Source organism: Tissierella carlieri (assembly GCF_018917285.1).
Lineage (GTDB): Bacteria > Bacillota > Clostridia > Tissierellales > Tissierellaceae > Tissierella > Tissierella carlieri.
This window is the reverse complement of record NZ_JAHLOH010000003.1, coordinates 1-22027: the sequence shown is the minus strand read 5'-3', so window position 1 is coordinate 22027 and position 22027 is coordinate 1. Positions and strand designations below refer to the sequence as shown.

The window sequence follows — 22027 nt, the reverse complement described above, 5'->3', positions numbered from 1 at the left end:
TGATGATTTCATAGACGAAGCTTTATCATATGCAAAGCGAAATTTAGAGCAATCCAAAGAAACTTAGAGCAATTCTATGAAGATATTGTACTATTTTTTCATATTTAGTTTACAGAGCCATTCCGAGAATTATTTTATAACATTAATATAATAAACCTATTAACTGTATATGCAAACTATATGCCATCAGATAAACAGTCAATTTTCAAGGATTAACAAGCACTTAAGTTATTTTAGGGTAAAATTTCTTCCCATTATCTAGCCTGTTTCCTTTAAATTTATTATTATCTCTGAATATATGGGTCATTTATTTAATATTATTTATTGAAGACATTAGCTTGTAACCCTTTTCTGTTAGTACCGTACCTTTCCTTCCAGTATTAGTTTCAACCAAACCAAGAACCTCAGCACTATTTAACAAGCTTCTAATTTTTCCTTCTGTTAAGTCTATATCTTCTTCCTTAGCAAGTTCTGCTAGATATCTTCTCCCCAATCCATTAAAATTCATTATTTTTCTAAGAATCCATATTGTATTGTTTCCTAAGATATCTATCAATATAGAGCCCTCTAACTTATCAGAGCTATGTGTAATGTATTCTGGAAGTTCTCTTATACTTAATTTTTTATCTTTTCTCCAAACATTGGCTATATACTCCATAGCATTTTCTAGCTGTCTGATATTACCAGGCCAATCATATTCATATAATAAGTTTATAGCATCTGTTTCTAATGCATGCTCTATATTACTGATTTTTCCACTACTATATCTCTGCAAAAATAAATTTGCTAATACTAATATATCTTGCTTTCTCTCTCTTAAACTTAACATTCTAACTGGCAAAACATTTAGCCTATAATATAAATCTGCTCTAAAATTACCTTTTCTAACTTCAGATGCTAAATCCTTATTAGTTGCAGCAATTAATCTAACATTTATCGGTATAGGATTTATACCTCCTATTCGCTCAATGGTTCTATCCTGTAATACCCTTAGTATCTTAGCCTGTAAGTGCAAGGGCATGTCCCCTATTTCATCAAGAAAAATAGTGCCACCGTTTGCCAGTTCAAACTTTCCCGGCTTTCCCGTCTGCTTAGCTCCTGTAAAAGCACCTTCTTCATATCCAAATAGCTCCGATTCAAGGAGGGATTCCGGTATCGCAGCACAGTTTATAGCAATAAATGGAGTACTAATAGGCTTATTGTAATTGTGAATAGATCTGGCGAACAACTCTTTACCTGTACCACTTTCACCTAAAATTAATACATTAGAAGTAAAATTAGCAGCCTTTTTACTCATTTCAATGATGTCAGTAAACTCTTGACTCTCACCAATCATATCATCAAACGTAAAAATCTGATGAGTATTCATCTTGCTATAGATTAAAGTATTAAGCTTTGTATCCTCCATCAGAGCAAGGATTATCCCTTTAAATGAATTATCTATAATTATAGTACTTACTAAGCTTAAAAACTTTTTCTTTCGATTTTTAAATGTTATTTCTATAAACTGTGAATGATCCTCATTGTTCTTAATTTGCTCCATGTCAATGTTAGTGAAAAAATCTAACACATTCTTCCCCAATAGTTTTCCCTTGGATATCCTAAGCAACTTATTTATAGCATCACTGCAGTTAATAACAAATCCTTCTTCATCTGTCATCAATACACCGTCACTCATAGATGAGAATATAACATTAAATTGACTATTGTTTAACTCTAATTGCTTTACATATTCGGTTTCTTTAAACTTGGATATCAGCAAATCGCCTATATTCTTGAGAAATTTTTGCAATGAGTTTTGTTTTTTCAATAAAATATCAAATTGTTTCTCATTTAAACATAGTATGCTAATTGCTCCGTAGATGTCCTTTCCATCTGTTATTGGAATATTTATATGTCCTTTCTCATCGCAATCTTGATATTCTCTACATCTTTTACATACCTCATTATCTCTCTCACTATCAATCATATAGCTATTACCCGTTTTAATAACACTGGCTGAAACAAAATATTCTGGTATTTTCTTTCCAATTTCCTTTTTATACTTACCTGTACCTGCAATTCTTATATAATTACTATCTATAATTGTTACTTCCACATCTAATGAGTTTCCTATTGCTTCTGCACATTGTTGAACAAATGTATATAATTCTTTATTCAAAGTTCTCACCTCTTGATATCTAATATATCTAATGAAATCTTCTTACATTTATATATACTGTAAAACTAAATTATTATCTACGATTTTCTTCTCCCCATTCACACAATGCATCCAAAATAGGCATCAGAGATTCTCCGCGCTCTGACAGACTATATTCTACCTTTGGCGGTATCTGAGGGTATTCTATACGCACAATCAAATCATCAGCTTCCAACTCCTTCAATGACATGCTCAAAGTTTTATGGGATATTGTCCCTATATACCGCTTCAATTGATTGTAACGTACAACTCCGAAATTTGCGAGACAATAAAGAATTACCATCTTATATTTACCATTAATAAGTGAAATGGTATAACTAAAACCAGAATCCTCTAAATTACCCTCTAAAATACATTCTATACTCATTTTACACTCTCCTTTTGACTAGTATATAACATAAATGTGCGTACTTGTTCAAATTATAGTTCGATATATAATTATAGTGTGATTTAATTTATTTGTCAATTGGAGCTAATTATAATTAAAGAAGACTTACAAACTATGCGTACACTAGGTGAGAACATGGCCTGGAGTAGTTAAACCCCAATACGAACTAAGAGTAAGAACTCATTTTATTGAGTAAATATTACCTTTTAATGAAAATTATCCATAATAAAGCAGGATAATCAAGATCTTTGCAGAATATCTTAATTATCCTATTTCTTTATTTGCTCAAAATACTAGTGTTTCAAAACTCTCTGCTTTATTAGCCTAAATTCTTATCAAAAACATTGACATAGTTCCAAAATATAGATATCTTCAAACAGGTCACAAGTTAATTACTTAATTCATCTATAATCTTTTTACCTTCTATATTATTAGGATTCAAATCTACTGATTTTTTATACTTTTCTAATGCTAGTTCCTTATTATCTTGAAGTAAGTACATTTCACCTAGACTGTCATAAAGATTAGCTGATTCTGGAAATATTTGAATTGATAATTTAAGTACTTCAATGGCCTCATTAATTCTTTTTCTCTCTAGCAAATTATAAGCAATAGCATTAAACTCCTCCTCATAAACAAGATACTTTTCAATAGAGCCTTGCTTTATTTTATTATATTCCTGTAGCGCTATCTCAATATTATTGCTAAACATTGTTCTTACTATATGACTTGCAAGTGATTTCCTTATATACTCAACTTCTTCCCCCAAAAGTATATCTAATATACTCGTACATAAAATCTTAGTTCCAATATAATCTGAGTTGATCATAACAACAACTGCAATTCCTCTCTCAGGCAAGATTATTAAATTACTTCTAAATCCTGTATCCATACCACTATGGGATCTAACTTTATTACCTTTATATTCTCCCAAAAACCATGCCAGACCAATTTCTGAAGTATATCCTCCCCAGTCTGTAGAGGCATATTCTCCCCAAAGTTCTGAATAGCTATTAGGTTCTAGTATCTTCTCTCCTCCAAATCTTCCTTCATTCATATTAGCAATAGCATAATTACACATTTCAACTGCATTAGAACACAAGGTAGAGCTTGGTCCATGTGCACGATTGTAAGGAAAAATTTCACTGACTACAGCACCATATACATTTTCTATATCTAAGACATGGGGACTTGTAAGTAATTCCTTTGAAACTAACGGTTTTAAGAAATTACTTTCTTTCATCTGAACAACATTGAGAATATTTTCTTTCATACATTTCTCAAAAGACATACCTGAAACTTTTTCAATAACGTTTCCCAAAATCTCATAAGAGATATTACTATAAGCAAATTTTTCTCCTGGTTCCCACATAAGTTCCTTTTCATTAATGCTTCTAACATATCTTTCTAGAGCTTCTTCATCATATTGGGGTTTATCCCATTCATAATCATCTTCATCTGGCATACCTGATATATGACTTAATAATTGCCTTATAGTTATATTTTTATATCTGTCATCTTTAAGCTTAAAATAAGGTAAATACTCTATCACACATTCATCTAATCGAATTTTCCCTTGTTCCACCAATTGCATTATTCCTGTAGCAACAAAAGTTTTTGATACTGATGCCATGTGAAAAAGTGAATTTTCATCTACAGGTTCCTTTGTATCTACATTCTTTACACCAAAACCCTTTATATAAATAATTTCGTTATCATATACCACACCTACTGACAATCCAGGCACAAATTCTTCATTTACATATTCATTTATTATCCTATCTAAATCTCTTATTATTTTTTCTTTAATTTCCATATTATTCTCTCCTTTTAAGTTCTCTTATACTGTTTAATGCCTATACTAATCCCTTTAAATCAAGATTTATGTTTATTAAGTTTCTAATAGAACAAAAAACTGTAAGAAGTTTTATGCTTCTTACAGCCTAAAATAAACATTATTTTACATTATAAGAAAAGCTTCTAGTAAAACATTTGAGGCAGCTTTTCTTAGCCACTGCATAAGCAACTTGCACGAAATCAAAGATTTCGGCGATCTGCTTAAAACTCATTGAGGTCAAGTTCTTAATATAGAATATTAAAGCAGAACTCTCCTATGGATTATAAAATACTCCTAAGAGAATATATTCTTATGTAGAGTTTATGTAAAATTAAGATTTAATTCTAGTTCTATAAAATGGGCACTTCCACTTACTAAATTTCCAAAATGCACACCAAATAAACCTAACTATATAGGCATTTAAAGTCTTTTTTGGATACAATTTTCTATTTAGAAAATTAATTAGCAAGTAGTTATTACCAATTTCATCAAACCTCCTTAATTTTATTAATACCATTTTATACAATATACGGAAATAAAACAAGTGATATGATACTTCCAAAGTAGACAGTTTAATTAATTAAAATTAGATTATTACTAAGTGATGCCTTTATACTCTATTCTGCCAGTTTTATCCTATGCTTTTAACTGCCTAAAATCCTTTATAGATTTTTAGATTCATCTATTTATTTTTTAGCGACACTATAGGCTCAATATATATCTAAGCTTTCATTACATACCTTCTCTATCTTATTTGCAGCTGCACTTGCTCCTCCAGCTTTCTGCAAACTTTTGGAAATTACTTCTGCATTTCTTTTATAGGATACATTATTCAATATTTGTAAAACAATTTCTCGGATGCTACTCGCAGTACTCGACTTTAATCTTTTCCCAGCATTTAATTCTGATACTCGGTTTGCCACCATAACTTCCTCACTATGTAATGGAAATAAAACAGATGGCACACCAAAATATAAACTTTCACTTATACTATTCATTCCGCAATGGGTAATAAACACATCAGTCTGTTGCAAAACTTCTAATTGCTTAACTTTAGGATAAATTTTAAAATTATCTGGCAATTTGCCAAAGCTAAAAATGTCTGTCTTCTCTCCAACAGACATGATAACTTGGCAATCTACATCAGCTAATGCCTGAATACAGTTTTGATAAAAATGTCTATTTTGATTCAATACAGTTCCCAATGAGATGTAAATCAGTGGATATTTCTTTTCAATTTGTTCAATTTCTGGAACTTGGAAAGAAGGCCCCACAAAAGCATACTTATCTGAAAATGTTTCTGCCATAGGCTGAAATTCTTTGGATGTATAAACAATTGTATCAGTATCATTATCATTTTGAATAATACTTATAAAGTTTTTTACCTTATAACCTTTTTCTTGAAGTAGATTTATTTTTTTATTAATTCTTGGAATGCCCATAAGCATACGGAATATTTCTTTTAGGCTTTGTTTCATCACCCTTGCAGTATGTTTATTCATTGCAAAAGTCGTAGTAGAACAAACATAGGGGATATCTAATTTTATTGCAAATAATTTTCCCCAAATACATATAGAATCTGATACTATACAATGTGGTTGAAATTCTTTAAGCTCTCTACATACCTTTTCATCTAGGCTCATAGTCATATCTGCTGTCATCTCTATAAGGGATGCAAAATCCTTTCCCACTTTCTTTTCTACATCTGGCGTAAGTTCTGGTAAATAGTTATCACACGGAATAAATTTTGCACCTGCATTTTCAATCTTCTCTTGAAACTCATAAAAAGAATAATACCAAACTTCATGACCTCGTTTTACCAATTCATCTACTACTGCTATAGTAGGATTAGTGTGTCCATGAGCTGGGATGCTGAAAAATACTATTTTACTCATCATATTCTTCTCCAGACTTACTCAATTTTTTTATTTCTTTTGCAAAAATAAGTGAATCTTCTTCCGATTCTAATGGATAAATTTCCTGTGCTTTACCTGCAAAAATTGCATCAGCAATCTTAGAAAAAACATCATACCGTTCAATTGCAATACCTCTTTGAGCATCTGCAAGCAAAATTAAAGTATCTCCTGGAGAAATATCAAACATATCTCTTACTTCCTTTGGAATAACAATCTGCCCCTTTGAACCTACCTTCACAGAACCCATATATTTATCTTCCAAAGTTTTTTTATTCATAGCACACTCCCTTTCAGTATTACTTTTCATACCAGTTATACTAATTATACTTTTATATTGAAATTTTGTCAATTAACTAACTTAAATATTACTAGATAAATATATATTTCCTAAGTTGTAATGATAATAGTAAAAATGCTCCCTAAATATAAATATCCTCTAGGCCTATAAGTCTAGAGGACAAAAACACACTTATATATTTAATTATAATATTTATAACCTCGATATTTAAATTTACTTCTCTATTCTTTTTTCAAAAACTTTATAGTATATATTTTTTATATTTGTTAATGCATTCAAGCCTTTTTACATCTTAAAACATTGGTGTACTTCATTAGATGATGCAAATGAATATGATAATTGTAGACTATCATACTTCTTCTAACATCCTGTATCCCACTCCCATTTCTGTTAAAATATATTGGGGATCCGCCGTATTTTTTTCAATTTTTCTCCTAAGGTTTGCAACATTGACCCTAAGTGCCTTGCTTTTGCTCACATAAGGCCCCCAAAGTTCACGGCATAGAAATTCATGGGTCAGTACAGTACCCGCATTCAGAGAGAGCAAGACGATAATTCGGTATTCAATAGGAGTCAAATGTACTGCTTTTCCAGCTACTGTTACTATTCTCTTATCATAATCAATATATAAATCACCTAAACTAAAGAATTGATTCACCTTGCTGTTCTTTATTTTCGACATATGCCCTTTCCGCAGAGCAGTTCTAATTCTTGCCATTAAAATAGCATTGTTAAAAGGCTTTGTAATATAGTCATCTGCACCACTGTCAAGAGCTGATATGATGAACTTCTCTTCATGTCTTGCCGATACAATAATCACAGGAACTAAACTCCAACTCCTAATAGATTCAATTACTTCTATACCATCCATATCCGGCAGTCCTAAATCCAGTAAGATTAAATCCGGACAATGAGATGAAGCAAGGGAAATTGCTTCTTGCCCGTTGACAGCCTTCAGCGTTCTATAGCCTTGTAACTCTAATTTCACAGAAATGAATTCGCTGATTGCTTCCTCATCTTCTACTATCATAATAACGTGTTTATTTTTCATAGCAATACCTTTCTAGCAACTTACACCCTCTGAGTTGCAGACACAAACAATCTCTGAAAAGGCTCGTAAGAGACCCCTTCCAGATACAATCTTTGTGTCTATTAATAATTCTTTTCATATTTCTACTTGCAAAGCGGTATTGTAAACATAAATTGTGCCCCGCCTTCTGGCCGATTATTTGCATATATCTCTCCTCCATGGGCTCTGATTATAGTTTTACAAATGGAAAGTCCAATCCCCAAATCTCGTGTTGAATCTTTATATGGATTTTCTGACGTAACCGTAAAGTTAAATAACATGGGAAGAATCTTTGGATCGATCCCCGGACCGTTGTCTGCTATAATAAAACTCACAAAATCACCCATTTCTTTTACTTCTATTACCACATCTGACCTTTGACCTTGAGCGTGTTTTTGTGTATTTTCTAAAAGATTAATAAGGACTTGGGAGATCAACATAATATCTATGGGAAGTAAAATCACACTTTCAGGCTGATTTACAATGATTTTAGCATTAGGAAAACGTTTGCGGAAAGTTGAGACAGTTCCTTCTATAACCTCTTCTACGATTTCTTCTGATTTATCAATCACCATATCATTTTTCTGAACCTTTGTAATGGACAATATGTTTTCAATCATATTTAAAAGCCATTGAGAATCATTTTGTATTCCCTCTATTAATTTGGTCTGTACTTCATAAGGTATTTTATTACCTTCTTCCAATAGAGTAGAGCTGGCACCTATAATACCAGTAAGTGGAGTTCTCAAAAATAGAAGTTGCAACTTTATATTTGAAATAATCTGAACTTGTGTAGAATACTCTGTCTAAAAAAGCCTTCATTGTTCCTGCTATTCCTGCATAATAGGTAGGAGATGCAAGAATAAAGCCGTCTGCTTCACGCATTTTTTTTGCAACCTCATTAACAATGTCATCTTTAAAAACACAGTGATTTTCTTCTGAAGTCCAACAGTATCCACAGCCAATGCACCCATGAATATTTAGCTGACCAATTTGAATGATTTCAACTTCTATATCCTGCTGTTCAAGTTCATCTGCCATAACTCTGAGCGCCTGACTTGTATTACCATTTTTACGAGGACTACCATTAATAGCTATTACTTTCATAAATTCACACTCCTTTTTCTTCTATACGGTAAGTATACCCCTTACACTTAACTGTAAGTCAATAGTATTTGTAAAAGAAATTTTCATAAACATGCTTGACTTAGATTTAAGTGTAAGTTATATAATATGTACAAAACTATATGAGGTGATGAAAGTGAACTATACAATAGCACAAGCAGCTAAAAAAGTGAACTTAACAACATATACATTAAGATACTATGACCGTGAGGGACTACTTTCCAATGTCGGAAGAGATAAATCAGGCAATCGTATCTTTACAAAAGATGATATGGAAATACTCTCCCTTATCTGCTGTCTTAAGAATACTGGAATGCCTATTAAGGAAATAAAACAATTTATAGACTGGCAGGAGGAGTTTCACCTCTCTCAAAATCCCTGCGAGCCGTCCCCATTCATGCCCCTAACGTTATTTAAAATAGACGCTCATCTATGAATGCCAAATTTTAAAAAAGGGATACTATTTTTCACAGTATCCCCTAATCTCTAATTTTACTCTGTTGTATCTCCACACTCTATATCAATAACCATAAAAACATTGATATAATTTTTTATCTATTTATTACAAATTTTATCACCTTCATTTGTAAATACCATTACCTTTTTGTATTTCTTTTTTTGTGCAAAGTCAAGCACTCTTTCATCAATCCTTCTTATTTCTCCCCCTTTTTATCTTATTCTCCAATTTCTCTTTTTTAGTATATATTGATTTATTCTTTCCCCATTCATTTTCATTTGACAGCTGACAGTATCTTTTCCATCTCTCTTTGGAAAGACCTCCCTCTTCAATTGCTTGATTTACTGCACATCCTGACTCCTTGCTATGGCTACAGTTACGATATTTACATTTAGTAAAAAGTTCAATTACATCCGAAAACGTACCGTTTATGCCATCTTCAACATCCCACATTCCAAGTTCCCTAATTCCTGGGGTATCAATAACAATTACCCCTGAAGCAAGCTCAATCAACTGTCTATGAGTTGTTGTATGCCTTCCTTTAGAATCATTTTGACGTATCTCACTTACCACCATAATTTCTTCCCCTGCAATTGCATTTACAAGCGTCGATTTCCCTACACCAGAAGATCCTAAAAAAACTATGGTTTTTCCTGCCTGTATATATACATTTAATTGTTTCATTCCATATCCAGTTTTGGCACTAATAGCAAGAACATCTGCCTTTTCTGATATACTTTTTACCTGTGCTATATAAGCCTCTGGATTATCACATTCATCTGCTTTTGTCAAAATCACTATCGGTTTTCCACCACTTTGTAAAGCCACACTAATATATCTTGTTATTCTATTCAAATTAAAGTCATGATTCAAAGATGAAAGAATAAATATATAATCAAAATTGGCTGCTATTACCTGCTCTTTCACTGTTTTAACATATCCAGCAGCATGTCCTGAAAAATCTGTTCTAGAAAAAGAACTCTTTCGTTCACATAATTCATGAATCAAAGAATTTCCATTTTCATTATATTTTAGAAGAACGTAGTCTCCTACTACAGGATACTCTTTATTCATTTTATCTTTATAAAAAGCACCTTTTAACTTTGCATTTGTTTCTCCATATCGACATAGTACTTTGAATAATTCTCTCTGTACTTCGCTAACACGCGCTATAATTAAATTATCTTTTTCTCTTGTCAGAATCCTTTCGTTCTTATAAATTTCTTCAAATCTCACCGTATTACCTCCAATTTTTTGCACAAAAAAAACTTGCCCATCGACAAGTTCTGTTTATACAGTATTTTCAAAAGGGTTATTTTTATAGAGTACACGGAAAAAAACACAGTTCCGACGTACACTCAAGTATTAAATTATTGATTCATCACCGTATTCAAATTTGCCATAATTTAATCAACTCCTTTCGAAATTAAATTGAAAGCCGTATTTTCTTATATTGTACTAAAATGAAATAGAAAATACAACCATAATTTTCAATTATATGAATATAATTCATCTTAGCTGACAATGTGCCTATGCCCTTGCTCTAAAAAAAGAGCACCAAAACTTTTACATCTTAGTGCATTTATTTTCTATATTGGTAATAAGACAACTCCTCATGCTTTTATAAAGATAAACTGAAATTTATAGGTTCGATGGTACGTTTAAAATTATTACTCTGTTAATAAGGTTGTATAAACTGATTTTAATACTTTATTAATCCCATTGTCCTGGAAATCTTAATTTTTGTAGTTGTGGGAATTTTTTATTATATTCTTCCACTTCTTCCTTTGGAAGATTTTCAAAAACTTCCGATTCATAGAATTTTCCTTTTATACCTTTCATACTATCTTCTACTAATTCAATTCCCATAAATGCATCAAAGTTTTTACCATCGGCAGTTGTAATGTTAAAGTTGTCACATGTTTTAAATCCTATTCTAGGATAATAATCTGGTTCTCCAAAAATTACAATCCCTTTATACCCCTTATTTGCAGCTAATTTCATTGTTTCTCTTAATAACAACTCACCAACTCCACATCCCTGCCATTTAGGCTCTACACAAAGAGGTCCAAAGGTTATAATTTCATGTGTATCTGTTCCATCAACAACTCGTGCTTTTGAATACATTATACATCCTATTATCTCTCCATCCTTTACTGCTACTCTGCTTAGCTCTGGAAGATAGTCTTTATCTTGACGTAATTTATGCACAAGATAATGTTCGTCACATCCAAGATGATGTTTATTCCAAAATGCGTGCTGTGTCATTAGCTCTACATTGTACCAATCTGACCTTGTTTCCATTCTAATTTCTATTTCTTCTCTATTTAATCTTTTCTTTTCTTCTGGAAACCATCCAAATTCTAACCTTACTTCTTTTCTTTGTAAATCATTATTCTTGTAGCAGCAAGTATCCATACCAATCAAGCTAAATCCTTCATGCTGATAAAAATCTATTGCATTAACATTACAAGATTGCGTTTCTAGTATAATAGCACGACGACGTTCTCTTCTTGCTTGTTCCTTGGCCATTTCAACTAACGCATGACCTATTCCTTGCTTTTGATATTTTTCTGCCACCCAAAGTTCTGTAATTCTTAGACGATTAGACCATAGTTCTTGGTCAGTTTCAATTGCAGCAACTAATTCACCATCAACTAACACTCCCCAAGCATAAGCATTCTCCCAGTGATCCTCATATAGCTTATCTGGAAAATCATATTCTTCTGGTGTATGAGTTACTGGCTCTATAAAATCTTTCTTTTCTATTTCAATAGCAAATCCTTTATCTGTTTTATTTATATAAACATCATAATACTTGTCTGTTATATACCTTATTGGAATAACGGTTCCCTTCCACTTCTCTTTTGGTAAATGTATAATTTCGTATTTCATAGCTTTTATCCTCTCTTCTTATAGCGATTATTGTCTTCACATTTTTAGTTCTGCTCACTTTATAGTTATAATAATCCCTTCAACAAATTCCTGTTTATAGCCATGTAAATTTAACCTTAACCTAAATTTCTCACAGTTTTACTGCCTGTTTCCATGGTTTTCTTGGTAATTGCCATCTGCCATTGTTTTATTTTAGATGGAAGATACCTCCATTTCCTAATCCAAATTTTCCTTCTGCCTCTAGCTCAAAATGTTTCTTTGCAATACCTAAATCAATCATATCAATTGAATAGTCATCTGCAATTTGTGCACTTAAAATATTGTTCTCATACTTAAATATTGCTTTTTGTGTGTTTTTAGCACTTGACTTTCATTCCATTCTGTACCCATTGAGGCAAATGTTGATTGCTTATGATTCGTTCTTCCATGCTCTTTACTTTTCTATGTGTAGCTGATCGCACCATTTTTTCTGTTAGTGAGGATAAAGAATACCTGACTGAATTTGCTACAACAACTTTATACTCGGATTGTTAAAGTTTGCCCATGCTATATTACTGTTAATGTATCTAACCATTCTATAAGCTACTGGCTTAAACCCACACTTAGGCCAAAATGTTGAAGAAGCAAGGTTGGTTATTCTCCAATCTGTTATCATACTGTTATATCCCTTTTCTTTCATAATCCTACAGCCTTCATTCATTAGCTTTTTACCAACACCTCTTCCCATTTGAGAATAGTAAGTACCTGCAATACCTAACTCTACTCCGTTGTCGGGTGTCATCAAATCTGAAGTAATAGGACAATATTCTTGAAATCCTAATTCCTTCATATCCTTTATCGCAATGAGAAACATTTCGTCATTTTCCTCTACTATACTTTTATATGCAGCTTTCATATCCAATACAACCTCAGGTAACGCAGGCTCAAACGTAGGTGCAGAATTATGATACGATTGGATTATGCTAGACATTTTACCCATCATTTCACTATCCATTTTATTAGCAACTCTAATTTCTGCATCAGATACATTTTCAAAGGGCTTGTAATCCTCCATGTTCATTACCCCGTGTACTTGCTGGATAAAAAAGCTTAATCGTTGGTAGGCATCATAGTACACCTGATTTCCAAGAGGTATTATAGTGTAGTGCATAAAGCAACCTTGCTCTAGCCACGCCACTGAAACCTTTGCATATAGATTCCTTATAAGTTCAGAGGATTGATCCATTCTGATCGCTATTCCCTCATAGGGCACCCATACGTGTCTACCTCTAAGGGTATCAATCTTTATCTCTCCGATTATATAACCTACTAGTTCATTATTAGTAAATGCTCCTATCCCAATGACCTTATTATTAACAAACAATTTTCCAAGTATATCCGTTGCATATTTAACATTAAGACAACTGTTTTTTAGAAACGGAAACACTTCACCTTCAAAATTTTGCCTATCTATTAGCAAATCAGCCATTGCGGGTATATCATCTATGCTAATTGGCTTGAACTCACATATTTTCATTTCTATTCCCCCCTTAATAAGTTTACATTATATTACATATTCTACCATAATAGATTATTACTAGATATGTAAAAAATCAATTATTAATTTTTTGTTTTATATTTTCGAATCTTAACCCCTATTCAGAAACAAAAAATGCCTATAAGCATTGATAGCTCTTGCTTTTAGGCTATTTTTGTATTTACTTGTGGTACAGTTCACCATAACAGCTATAACAGAGGTTTTTCCTGTACATATATACTTTTACCGTATAACATAGCAGAACAATTTTGTTAAATTTTCCAACAAACTTCCTGATAAATACCGCCAAGCTATCAATTATTCGTCCATCTGCTTTTCATAAATATAGAGGTAAAATTCTACGTCTTTTTGGGGCTGTATCTCATCGACCTTCCTATAACCATGTTTCTCATAGAACCTATGATTGCCAGTATTCAGATATGGAGTATCTAAGGTCCATCTCTTAACCTGGTCATATTTATTTTCTATGAATTCAATTGCCTTTGAACCAATCCCCTGACTTTGATATTCTGGAGAAATAAAAATAGCCCCTAAGCAGAAATGCCCATCTCCCAAGTCGTATAAATTTATTCCTCCTGCTATCACATTATCCACTAGGATTTTGTAGTACATACCCTTTTCTATTTTAGAAGTATGCCATTCTATAGAATCAATTCCAGGTGGCAATGCGCCATATTTTCTCAGATCATCATGAAATGCTTTCAGAGAAATCTCCCTTAATGTTTCTAAGTCCTTCATTTCTGCAACAGCAAAATTTATCATACTATACACATCCTTACCATAAAATTTGTGCTAACCTCCAGTTAGTGGCAATGGCCTATAGAATATTGGAAATTACATTCTTTTTACAGGTTCCAATAAGGTTAAATAGAAATCATTACCTCTTACACCCCACTCGCCATTGCGTATATGTTCTTCAAGACACGAGCGGCCATTATCTACCTCATACTCTTTACATTCCTTCAGTAGCCTTATTTGTACTTGCCATCAATCATATACCTCATTTGTACTATTAAAAGATGCATATAAGCCTCCAGGAATCCGCTCTTCTTCAAGGTACTCAGGTAACGGAATCGTAATACTTGCTGTCCAGCCATACTCTGCACTTTATCGTACACTCTCCAGTTTGATTGCATATCCCTAGAACTACTGAAGAGCCCTTTCTGTTCCCAATACCGCAGTGTTCGAGAAGTCAAATCATACTGAGAGATGCAACCTCATGAATAGGTATATGTTGACTTATTTTGTTAAGCACCTCCTTCTTTTGATGTCTTACATGTCTATAGCATAATAATATCACTTGACGTCGGGTCAACTACAATAGGTTTTTAATAAGCATTAAACATTTTTTAAATTCAAACCCCACTACTTAGTTTTATGTTTAGATTAAAAAGCCACGATATCAATATCGTGACTCTGCTAAAAGCTTATTTTAATCCCCATCATAAGTAACGGCACAGACTAAAATTCTGCCTTATATTACTGTCTTACCTCTTTATTCTTTCAAAACTAATAGCGAGCAACACTCCACATGCTCCGCATCTTTGATTCTGTCAAACAGTTCAAATTCATAATAGTGTTCGGTTAATGCTTTTAGCCCTATTTCATTTCTTGGATCGGTATACTCCATTAGCTTTTCAAAATAAGTCAATTGGTTTTTTCCTATATCTTTAATCAAGGCAGCGAACTGATTTAGGCAGTCTATACTGCTAATAACGAATTCCCCTTTAGTCGGAATGTAACCAAGATACGGAGCGGTTTTACACATACTACTCCGAATCAGCCAACTGGGATTATTTCTTAATCTGCTGTAAGATATCAAACATTGCTTCCGCTGAAGCACCTTTTACCCTGATTTCCACAAGGATATCTCCATACAACACGCCGAAGCACATTCTGGAACCTGATTCATCACCTGTATCCATAATCTCATATGTTCGTGCCTGTACAGCTTCGAGCGTTATCTCCTCACTGAGGAAAATTGGATTATCAACAATATCCCGTAAATCGTCAGGCAATGAATCGGCGCGGGGAATAGGATAGAGTGAGAGGTAGTAATTCTTCTTGTCTACAATAGATGTGATACGCGTTTTGTCGTTATCATTCAGTATTGAAACGCGCCAGTCGATATATCCCATACCTTTTCTCCAGTTAACAAACAGTGCATCCTGCTCTTGATTGATAAAGCGTAAGGCATCCTCAAATACAAATCCAGCAGGGACTTCTGCCGGTAAATATGCGCCGAAATCAACGTCGGCACGGGCTTCATCAAGATTGATCCGTTCTTCACGCAGTTCGGGCACAACCGGGTGAAATACATTAAGATCCCCAGCACCTCCTTTAATCAGAAGGCCGATCAACTCAGATATTTCATTCTTGAGAGCTTCCTTTTCTGCTTCTGCGCCACCAAGTTCCACATAATAGGCTACATCCGAAATCTTGAAGGTCGCAAAATAGATGACATTCCTAAGCCCCTTGCTGTTCGAGTTAGTCTCAAAATACCCAGCTGTGACTAGTGTTCCCAGGACATCTGAGGCTTTTGTTTCAACGTCAAACCCATAGTCGAGCACGACTGCACCGGGTCCAATCTGGATATAGGTCTTGAGTCCGGCAGCGGACACGGCATGAGCATCAATATTGAATAGGGTTGCTCCATTTTCATCACTTTGAAAATTCGCCGTTGCTGTAATGGTATGTGTATTTACCAACGCGGGAAAAACAGCATTAAGCTCATCGACGGTTAGTTCTTGCCCAAAATGCCCCGAAATAGCGATGTTGGCTGCGACTTGAAAATCAGCTTTATTAAAATATAGAGTGTATTTGCTTGCCGTGTCGGGCGCCACCGCATTTTCACTGGGCTGGGAAACGGATGGAGTTTCGCCCGGCATCGGTATTACATTATTTTGCATTAATTGAGGGATTGTTAGAACACCAAGCAAGATAACGGTAAGACAAGCAAAGGCTGCGACATAGCGCTTGATCATAATAGGACGGCTCTTAAGTCTGGCATTGTCGGGAGAGGATACTAATCTTTGATGTAACGTTTCCGAAACCAATATTTTATTCATGTATTCGTTATATGCTTTCATAATCGTCCTCCTTTAAAACAGATTTAAGCTTCTGACGAGCTCGAGTCAGATGACTTCTTACGGTGGCTTCCTTTTGCCCGGTCAGCTCAGAAATATCCTTAATGGAATAACCCTCATAATAAAACAAATGGATGACTGTGCGGTATTTAGACGGTAAGTTCACGATTTGCTCAAGTAATTCATACTGCTCCGGCTCTGAAGCTGGATAAGAATCAAGAAGCAGCGTTCTTCGCTTGTGCCAAGGGGATCGCAGTCGACTGTTGCAGAGGTTTACTGTTACCCTTATGAGCCACGCCTTTTCATGCTCTTCTGATTCAAATTCGGGAGCCTTCTCATAAGCACGCAGAAATACTTCTTGCACTATGTCCTCGGCATCAGATATGTTTCCTGTAATAGCGAGTGCAGTGCGATAAATCCTATTTTCATGCTTTGTTACAAATTCTTCAAAGTCCTCCGGCCGATAGGACTTAAATGCCATTTGCTTCACCTCCTTTAACCTACTATACGCTTTAGATGACAAAAAGGCTGCAAAGTATCTTGAAAAAGTTTATACTCTATTGTATGGGACAGAAGAAAGTGCTTGACCATCTTTAAGAAGTATCAACCAACAATCATCAGCATGTAGAAAAATAGCAGTCCGAATCCATCTATACGGAGTCAGGCTGCTCAGCAAATTGGATTTTGGCTCGCTTCGTATTATACTCATGATCTCATCGAAAAACTGGAATTAACCTCTTTTACTAATTTCATCTGTTAATAATGATTTTGAAATATACATTGCTTTTATTATGTTCTTAAGGCGAGTGTGATGAGATGTACCCTCCGCAAATTTTAGCTGTGCTTTTTCACATTTGCTGATAACTGAAGATACAGGGCGTAGTGCTTCTATCAATTCTTCTTTTGTATACTTGTCCATAACATTTTCATCTATTATTAATAATTTTGAAATATACATTGCTCTTATTCTGTTCTTAAGGAGTGTGTGCTGAGATGTACCCTCCGCGAATTTCAGCTGCATTTTTTCACATTTACTGATAGTTGAAGATACAACCTGTAGCGCTTCTACCAATTCTTCTCTTGTATATTTGTCCATAGCATTTCACCTCAAATTCTTATTTTTACTTTAGGTAGTCCTACAAAATCATTTTCCCACATTTCTAATTACTTAGGTATAATCAGAAAAACCAGACTCATTTTCTTGACTAAATCCACCCAAAACGCTTTTTCATCTTTAAAATCCACTATGTTATCTATATTTTTGCCTATTTTAATGGGGGTAAAAAGTGGTTTTTCCAGCCCATTTCTCACCTTAAAACAGTCCTCAAACCACAATACACCATCATTATTATACTCTCCACATGTGCCTCGAGGTGACAATAAAAATGCCATGGACACCTACTATCCACTTGGCAGCTGGATATATTTTTAAAAAGTAAATAATTATAATATAAGCAACATTATTATTATAATTTTATAGTATACTCCAATATTTCTCAATATTGTAATTATTAATTCCCTATTCCTCCTAATGATGTGACATACATAAAAAACCTTGACATTGTTCTCATTCCTTTTGATTTAATTTTTAAATAAAAAAAACGAAGCCTATCGATCATAAAGTTGATTGAAGACTTCGCCTCTATGGGATTCTATATTTAATTTTTATTTCGTAATAAAACACTTTTCTTCATATTACTAGTGACTTTAAATCTTCAAAAATGTAGTTGATATATTTTTTTATTGGTTTAATATATATAGATACTGCAAAAATTGACCTTTATCCTTTATAAAATCATTGCTAACTCTCACAGCAAACTTCATTCTATATAAAGCTCTCTTTATTTTTTTGCATAGTTTTCTGCTGCAAAACAAATATAATAGCTTAAACCTGTCTGTTGTCTTTCAAGCATTTGTCTATGAAAATCGTCAATCATTAAAAATCTGGTTTGAGCTGCGAAACCTTCTGAATCAATATTCATATCTTTTTGCATGTACTGGATATGCTTTTCAATTTTATCTAATACACTTTTGTCATTGACACTTACACCATTTCTTAAGGAATCTACCATAAACGACATAAATTCAGTTGCTTCTTTGGCCTTTTCATTCATTATATCTATATTGATTTCGTTTGTATCAATTCCATATTCGTATTTTTCCTGCAAATGCTCATTTTGATAAGCAATTGCTTCCTCCCATTCCTTTTTATTTAATCCATTAAACATTTTTTCTTTACTCATAGATACTCCTTTCTCTTCATGTTGGATTGTTTCTTCCAGCGTACGCAAAATGTCTGCAAGCCTTTGCTCTTTTGCTTTTAATAATGAGTATTGTTCACATAGACAATTCAGTCGATTTGGCTTATTGTCTAATGCATCTTTAATTTTTTCTAAAGAAAAATCCAACTCGCGATAAAATAAAATCTGTTGCAATCTTTTCAATTCCTTGTCTCCATAATAACGATAGCCGTTTTCAGCCACTCTTTCTGGCATTAATAATCCAATTTTATGATAATGGTACAACGTCTTAATTGATACACCAGAAATTTTAGCTACCTCATGTACTGTATATACCACTTAGCCTCACCTCACAATTAACTATAAACTCTTACCTTAGGTTGGAGTCAAGTCATTTTTTAAATACTTTTTATATAGAATGTCTGTATAGATTAAATGAATACACGCAAAATCCTACACTAACTATCACAAACACGAAAAGTGCAATAGTGTATGGTATCACTCCATGATTATTAACCACAGCTCTCTCTAAACTTATTGCCCAATCAACAGGATTGATTCTGCTTATCCAGCTTATCCATTTTGGCATTAATTCCTTGGACATAAATGCAGAAGATAAAAACATCAGTGGCATAGAACAAAATTGCATTACATTTATCATAGATTCATGCTTTTTAGTAATTAGAGCTGTACTGATGGATAAAGAACCTACAGCCATAGCAAATATTATTGGCACAACAATATATAATAATCCTCCCCAAAGACCCAAGGGTAATCTAGTTCCCATTAATAGAGAAATTAAAATTAGTATTACTGATTGAATTAATTGAAGAGCAATAAGATAAAGTAAATCACTAAATACAATACTCAGTCTTCCAATCGGAGCGACTAAAAACCGCTGTAATACACCGCTTTGTAAATCAGAGATTGTTCCTAGCCCAAGGTAGATGCCGATAAAGAGTACATTCATTATTATAATGCTCGGAAGCATATATGCAATGTACGAATTGTACTCAAATCCAGATATCTTAGTACCGCTTGAAAACAAATTACCAAACAGCACCAGCCATATTATGGATTGAAACATCGAAATAATAATAGCAATCGGATTTTTTAGCAGTGGATTCAACCTTCGTAATGTCATCTTCCAAATGATTCTTAGCATAATTTAACCCTACTTTCATTATTTAATTTTTATTCTAAAATTCTATCTTGTCAATTTACTTCTTTGTGTATTTAAGATATACTTCATCAATTGTCGATGGAATAATAGATGTATTTAAAACGTGAATTTGATTAGCAGCAAGTACTTGAAGAACATCAACCAAAGTAGATGATGCATTAGCCACACGTAGTTTGATGATATTTCCATCAATTTCGACCCTAAAGATGTTTCTTAATGAAGACAAAGCTTTTTCAATGACATCGGTTTGAAGTTCCGTTGTGCTATCTAGAGATATATGAATCATATCCTCATTCAAGGCTTCTTTTAAGGATGCGGGTGTTCCCTCAGCTATAACTTTTCCTGCATTTACAATTGCAAGTTTATCTGCTAGTCGATCAACTTCTTCCAAATAATGTGTAGTAAGCAAAACAGTAACATTTTCTTGTTTAGACATTGACAGAATAATTTCCCATAAGGAAGAACGTGCTTCTGGATCTAATCCGGTAGTAGGTTCATCCAGAAACAGAATTTGCGGTCGATGGATTAACCCTAATGCAACATCCAGTTTACGGAGCATACCACCGGAGTAAGTCGCTGCTATCCTATCTGCCACTTCATTTAATCCAAAATTGTCCAGCAATTTAGAAACACAGGTTTTTAGTTTACTGCCACGCATACCATACAATTCCCCTTGTAGGATTAAATTTTCCCGAGCAGTACCTTCTCTAAAAACACCAGAATTTTGTGAGATACATCCGATGATTTTTCTTACATGATTCGGTTCAGTATTTACATCATAATCTCCAATTCTAACCACACCACTGTCTGCTCTAGTAAGTGTGGTCATTATTTTTATTGCTGTAGATTTTCCAGCTCCATTCGGACCAATAAGACCAAATATACTTCCTTTATCAACTTCGAAACTAAGTCCGTCAAGTGCTTGAATATTACCTTTGTAGGTTTTTTTCAAATTTTCTACTTTAATTGACTGTTCTAATTTCATAACACACCTCCATATATTTTTCTTACCAATTTAATGGTCAAATTTAAGTCTAAGGTGTGCCCTGAGGTCAGAGTCAAGTATTTTTTGATAAAAAAGTGAAGTCTATGAATCATAACTTGACTGAATGCTTTGTTCTTTAGATTTATATAAAATAAAAGCATCAAGACTTTGAACCGACCCCCAAAAGTTAGACCTAAGAATCTAACTGATGGGAGGTCGGTTTTTAAATGGCAAAATATAGTTATGAATTTAAGATGAAAGTTGTGCAAGAATATTTAGCTGGAAAGGGCGGATTCGCTTTTCTATCTGAAAAATATAATATCTCTTCTACGAGGGACTTACAAAAATGGGTTTCTGCATACAATCAATTTGGCTCTGATGGTTTAATGAGAAAACGAAAAAATCAAACTTACTCTTTCGAATTTAAGCTTCATGTGGTAGAGTTGTATCTAACTACAGAGGTTTCTTATCAGGATTTAGCACTTTCGGTTGGAATTAATAATCCACCATTAATAAGCAAATGGGTTAATGATTATCGTATTGCTGGACTTGATGCCTTGAAACCTAAACAGAAGGGGCGGCGACCAAAAGTGGATAAACCAAAAGATACTAATCTTGATAAGAGTAAAAAAATAAATGTAGAAACGGAGTATCTTAAACAACTTGAAGATGAAAATCTTAAACTACGAATTGAGAATGCATATTTAAAAGAATTGAGGAGGCTGCGTTTAGAGGGAACACCTCAGAACAAAAAGCGAGAATCATCCACAGCCTCCGAGGATCCTTCAAATTAAAAGATGTTCTCGCAGTT

23 protein-coding genes are annotated in these 22027 nt (G+C 33.6%); 2 read left to right on the top strand and 21 right to left on the bottom strand.

The window, feature by feature from the left end:
• Positions 1–307: 307 nt before the first annotated feature.
• From KQI38_RS00145 to KQI38_RS00110, 8 genes are all read right to left on the bottom strand, one after another.
• Complete coding sequence (locus tag KQI38_RS00145) at positions 308–2161, bottom strand: sigma-54 interaction domain-containing protein (protein ID WP_216554093.1); 1854 nt, start codon at positions 2159–2161, stop codon at positions 308–310.
• Positions 2162–2234: 73 nt separating this feature from the next.
• Complete coding sequence (locus tag KQI38_RS00140; protein WP_216554091.1) at positions 2235–2567, bottom strand: winged helix-turn-helix transcriptional regulator; 333 nt, start codon at positions 2565–2567, stop codon at positions 2235–2237.
• A 409-nt stretch (positions 2568–2976) separates the two neighbouring features.
• Entirely contained in the window at positions 2977–4404 is a 1428-nt protein-coding gene (locus tag KQI38_RS00135) for a serine hydrolase (protein WP_216554089.1), read from the bottom strand.
• 731 nt (positions 4405–5135) lie between these two features.
• Positions 5136–6320, bottom strand: a complete 1185-nt coding sequence (locus tag KQI38_RS00130) for a macrolide family glycosyltransferase (protein ID WP_216554087.1) — start codon at positions 6318–6320, stop codon at positions 5136–5138.
• The gene (locus KQI38_RS00125; RefSeq protein ID WP_216554085.1) at positions 6313–6618 is read right to left on the bottom strand and encodes an AbrB/MazE/SpoVT family DNA-binding domain-containing protein; all 306 of its coding nucleotides are present in this window, start codon (positions 6616–6618) and stop codon (positions 6313–6315) included. The genes KQI38_RS00130 and KQI38_RS00125 overlap by 8 nt, the downstream gene beginning before the upstream one ends.
• Before the next feature lie 370 nt (positions 6619–6988).
• Positions 6989–7690 carry a response regulator gene (locus tag KQI38_RS00120; protein WP_216554083.1) on the bottom strand — a complete coding sequence of 234 codons (702 nt, stop codon included), beginning with the start codon at positions 7688–7690 and terminating at the stop codon, positions 6989–6991.
• A gap of 122 nt (positions 7691–7812) precedes the next feature.
• Positions 7813–8457, bottom strand: coding sequence for a sensor histidine kinase (locus tag KQI38_RS00115; protein WP_216554081.1), 645 nt, complete (start codon positions 8455–8457; stop codon positions 7813–7815).
• Positions 8399–8815, bottom strand: coding sequence for a flavodoxin family protein (locus KQI38_RS00110; protein WP_246565459.1), 417 nt, complete (start codon positions 8813–8815; stop codon positions 8399–8401). The genes KQI38_RS00115 and KQI38_RS00110 overlap by 59 nt, the downstream gene beginning before the upstream one ends.
• Before the next feature lie 154 nt (positions 8816–8969).
• Here KQI38_RS00110 and KQI38_RS00105 point away from each other — a divergent pair, with 154 nt between their 5' ends.
• The gene (locus KQI38_RS00105) at positions 8970–9269 is read left to right on the top strand and encodes a MerR family transcriptional regulator (RefSeq protein WP_338114429.1); all 300 of its coding nucleotides are present in this window, start codon (positions 8970–8972) and stop codon (positions 9267–9269) included.
• 207 nt (positions 9270–9476) lie between these two features.
• Here KQI38_RS00105 and rsgA read toward each other — a convergent pair whose 3' ends face one another.
• From rsgA to KQI38_RS00045, 13 genes are all read right to left on the bottom strand, one after another.
• A complete protein-coding gene (gene rsgA / locus KQI38_RS00100; protein WP_216554079.1) occupies positions 9477–10526 on the bottom strand; it encodes a ribosome small subunit-dependent GTPase A in 1050 nt (349 codons plus the stop codon).
• A gap of 477 nt (positions 10527–11003) precedes the next feature.
• A complete protein-coding gene (locus tag KQI38_RS00095; RefSeq protein ID WP_216554077.1) occupies positions 11004–12185 on the bottom strand; it encodes a GNAT family N-acetyltransferase in 1182 nt (393 codons plus the stop codon).
• A gap of 505 nt (positions 12186–12690) precedes the next feature.
• A complete protein-coding gene (locus tag KQI38_RS00090) occupies positions 12691–13701 on the bottom strand; it encodes a GNAT family N-acetyltransferase (RefSeq protein WP_216554075.1) in 1011 nt (336 codons plus the stop codon).
• Between the two features lie 318 nt (positions 13702–14019).
• Positions 14020–14484: a GNAT family N-acetyltransferase gene (locus KQI38_RS00085; protein WP_216554073.1), complete on the bottom strand. Its 465-nt coding sequence runs from the start codon at positions 14482–14484 to the stop codon at positions 14020–14022.
• 209 nt (positions 14485–14693) lie between these two features.
• Positions 14694–14918: a MerR family transcriptional regulator gene (locus KQI38_RS22725; RefSeq protein ID WP_216554071.1), complete on the bottom strand. Its 225-nt coding sequence runs from the start codon at positions 14916–14918 to the stop codon at positions 14694–14696.
• A gap of 299 nt (positions 14919–15217) precedes the next feature.
• A complete protein-coding gene (locus KQI38_RS22175; RefSeq protein ID WP_276515518.1) occupies positions 15218–15352 on the bottom strand; it encodes a hypothetical protein in 135 nt (44 codons plus the stop codon).
• Positions 15353–15515: 163 nt separating this feature from the next.
• Positions 15516–16811 carry a hypothetical protein gene (locus tag KQI38_RS00075; protein WP_216554069.1) on the bottom strand — a complete coding sequence of 432 codons (1296 nt, stop codon included), beginning with the start codon at positions 16809–16811 and terminating at the stop codon, positions 15516–15518.
• Positions 16798–17289: an RNA polymerase sigma factor gene (locus KQI38_RS00070; RefSeq protein ID WP_216554067.1), complete on the bottom strand. Its 492-nt coding sequence runs from the start codon at positions 17287–17289 to the stop codon at positions 16798–16800. Before KQI38_RS00070 ends, KQI38_RS00075 begins: the two co-directional genes overlap by 14 nt.
• Positions 17290–17538: 249 nt before the next feature.
• Entirely contained in the window at positions 17539–17904 is a 366-nt protein-coding gene (locus tag KQI38_RS00065) for a hypothetical protein (protein ID WP_216554065.1), read from the bottom strand.
• A gap of 68 nt (positions 17905–17972) precedes the next feature.
• Complete coding sequence (locus KQI38_RS00060) at positions 17973–18200, bottom strand: hypothetical protein (protein WP_216554063.1); 228 nt, start codon at positions 18198–18200, stop codon at positions 17973–17975.
• Between the two features lie 449 nt (positions 18201–18649).
• Positions 18650–19387, bottom strand: coding sequence for a MerR family transcriptional regulator (locus KQI38_RS22535; RefSeq protein ID WP_216554061.1), 738 nt, complete (start codon positions 19385–19387; stop codon positions 18650–18652).
• A 70-nt stretch (positions 19388–19457) separates the two neighbouring features.
• Positions 19458–20213 carry an ABC transporter permease gene (locus KQI38_RS00050; protein WP_216554059.1) on the bottom strand — a complete coding sequence of 252 codons (756 nt, stop codon included), beginning with the start codon at positions 20211–20213 and terminating at the stop codon, positions 19458–19460.
• Between the two features lie 55 nt (positions 20214–20268).
• A complete protein-coding gene (locus KQI38_RS00045) occupies positions 20269–21216 on the bottom strand; it encodes an ABC transporter ATP-binding protein (protein ID WP_216554057.1) in 948 nt (315 codons plus the stop codon).
• Between the two features lie 227 nt (positions 21217–21443).
• Here KQI38_RS00045 and KQI38_RS00040 point away from each other — a divergent pair, with 227 nt between their 5' ends.
• Complete coding sequence (locus tag KQI38_RS00040) at positions 21444–22010, top strand: helix-turn-helix domain-containing protein (protein WP_246565457.1); 567 nt, start codon at positions 21444–21446, stop codon at positions 22008–22010.
• The last annotated feature ends 17 nt before the right edge of the window (positions 22011–22027 follow it).

What these genes read in the sequence shown, in the direction of transcription:
- KQI38_RS00095 (WP_216554077.1), bottom strand. Translation starts at nt 12,185, where the DNA reads ATGAAATACGAAATTATACATTTACCAAAAGAGAAGTGGAAGGGAACC.
- KQI38_RS00075 (WP_216554069.1), bottom strand. Translation starts at nt 16,811, where the DNA reads ATGAAAGCATATAACGAATACATGAATAAAATATTGGTTTCGGAAACG.
- KQI38_RS00090 (WP_216554075.1), bottom strand. Translation starts at nt 13,701, where the DNA reads ATGAAAATATGTGAGTTCAAGCCAATTAGCATAGATGATATACCCGCA.
- KQI38_RS00050 (WP_216554059.1), bottom strand. Translation starts at nt 20,213, where the DNA reads ATGCTAAGAATCATTTGGAAGATGACATTACGAAGGTTGAATCCACTG.
- KQI38_RS00040 (WP_246565457.1), top strand. Translation starts at nt 21,444, where the DNA reads ATGGCAAAATATAGTTATGAATTTAAGATGAAAGTTGTGCAAGAATAT.
- KQI38_RS00125 (WP_216554085.1), bottom strand. Translation starts at nt 6,618, where the DNA reads ATGAATAAAAAAACTTTGGAAGATAAATATATGGGTTCTGTGAAGGTA.
- KQI38_RS00140 (WP_216554091.1), bottom strand. Translation starts at nt 2,567, where the DNA reads ATGAGTATAGAATGTATTTTAGAGGGTAATTTAGAGGATTCTGGTTTT.
- KQI38_RS00110 (WP_246565459.1), bottom strand. Translation starts at nt 8,815, where the DNA reads ATGAAAGTAATAGCTATTAATGGTAGTCCTCGTAAAAATGGTAATACA.
- KQI38_RS00045 (WP_216554057.1), bottom strand. Translation starts at nt 21,216, where the DNA reads ATGAAATTAGAACAGTCAATTAAAGTAGAAAATTTGAAAAAAACCTAC.
- KQI38_RS22175 (WP_276515518.1), bottom strand. Translation starts at nt 15,352, where the DNA reads ATGGAGTATACCGATCCAAGAAATGAAATAGGGCTAAAAGCATTAACC.
- KQI38_RS00135 (WP_216554089.1), bottom strand. Translation starts at nt 4,404, where the DNA reads ATGGAAATTAAAGAAAAAATAATAAGAGATTTAGATAGGATAATAAAT.
- KQI38_RS00070 (WP_216554067.1), bottom strand. Translation starts at nt 17,289, where the DNA reads ATGGCATTTAAGTCCTATCGGCCGGAGGACTTTGAAGAATTTGTAACA.
- KQI38_RS00065 (WP_216554065.1), bottom strand. Translation starts at nt 17,904, where the DNA reads ATGGACAAATATACAAGAGAAGAATTGGTAGAAGCGCTACAGGTTGTA.
- KQI38_RS00060 (WP_216554063.1), bottom strand. Translation starts at nt 18,200, where the DNA reads ATGGCATTTTTATTGTCACCTCGAGGCACATGTGGAGAGTATAATAAT.
- KQI38_RS00085 (WP_216554073.1), bottom strand. Translation starts at nt 14,484, where the DNA reads ATGATAAATTTTGCTGTTGCAGAAATGAAGGACTTAGAAACATTAAGG.
- KQI38_RS00130 (WP_216554087.1), bottom strand. Translation starts at nt 6,320, where the DNA reads ATGAGTAAAATAGTATTTTTCAGCATCCCAGCTCATGGACACACTAAT.
- KQI38_RS00120 (WP_216554083.1), bottom strand. Translation starts at nt 7,690, where the DNA reads ATGAAAAATAAACACGTTATTATGATAGTAGAAGATGAGGAAGCAATC.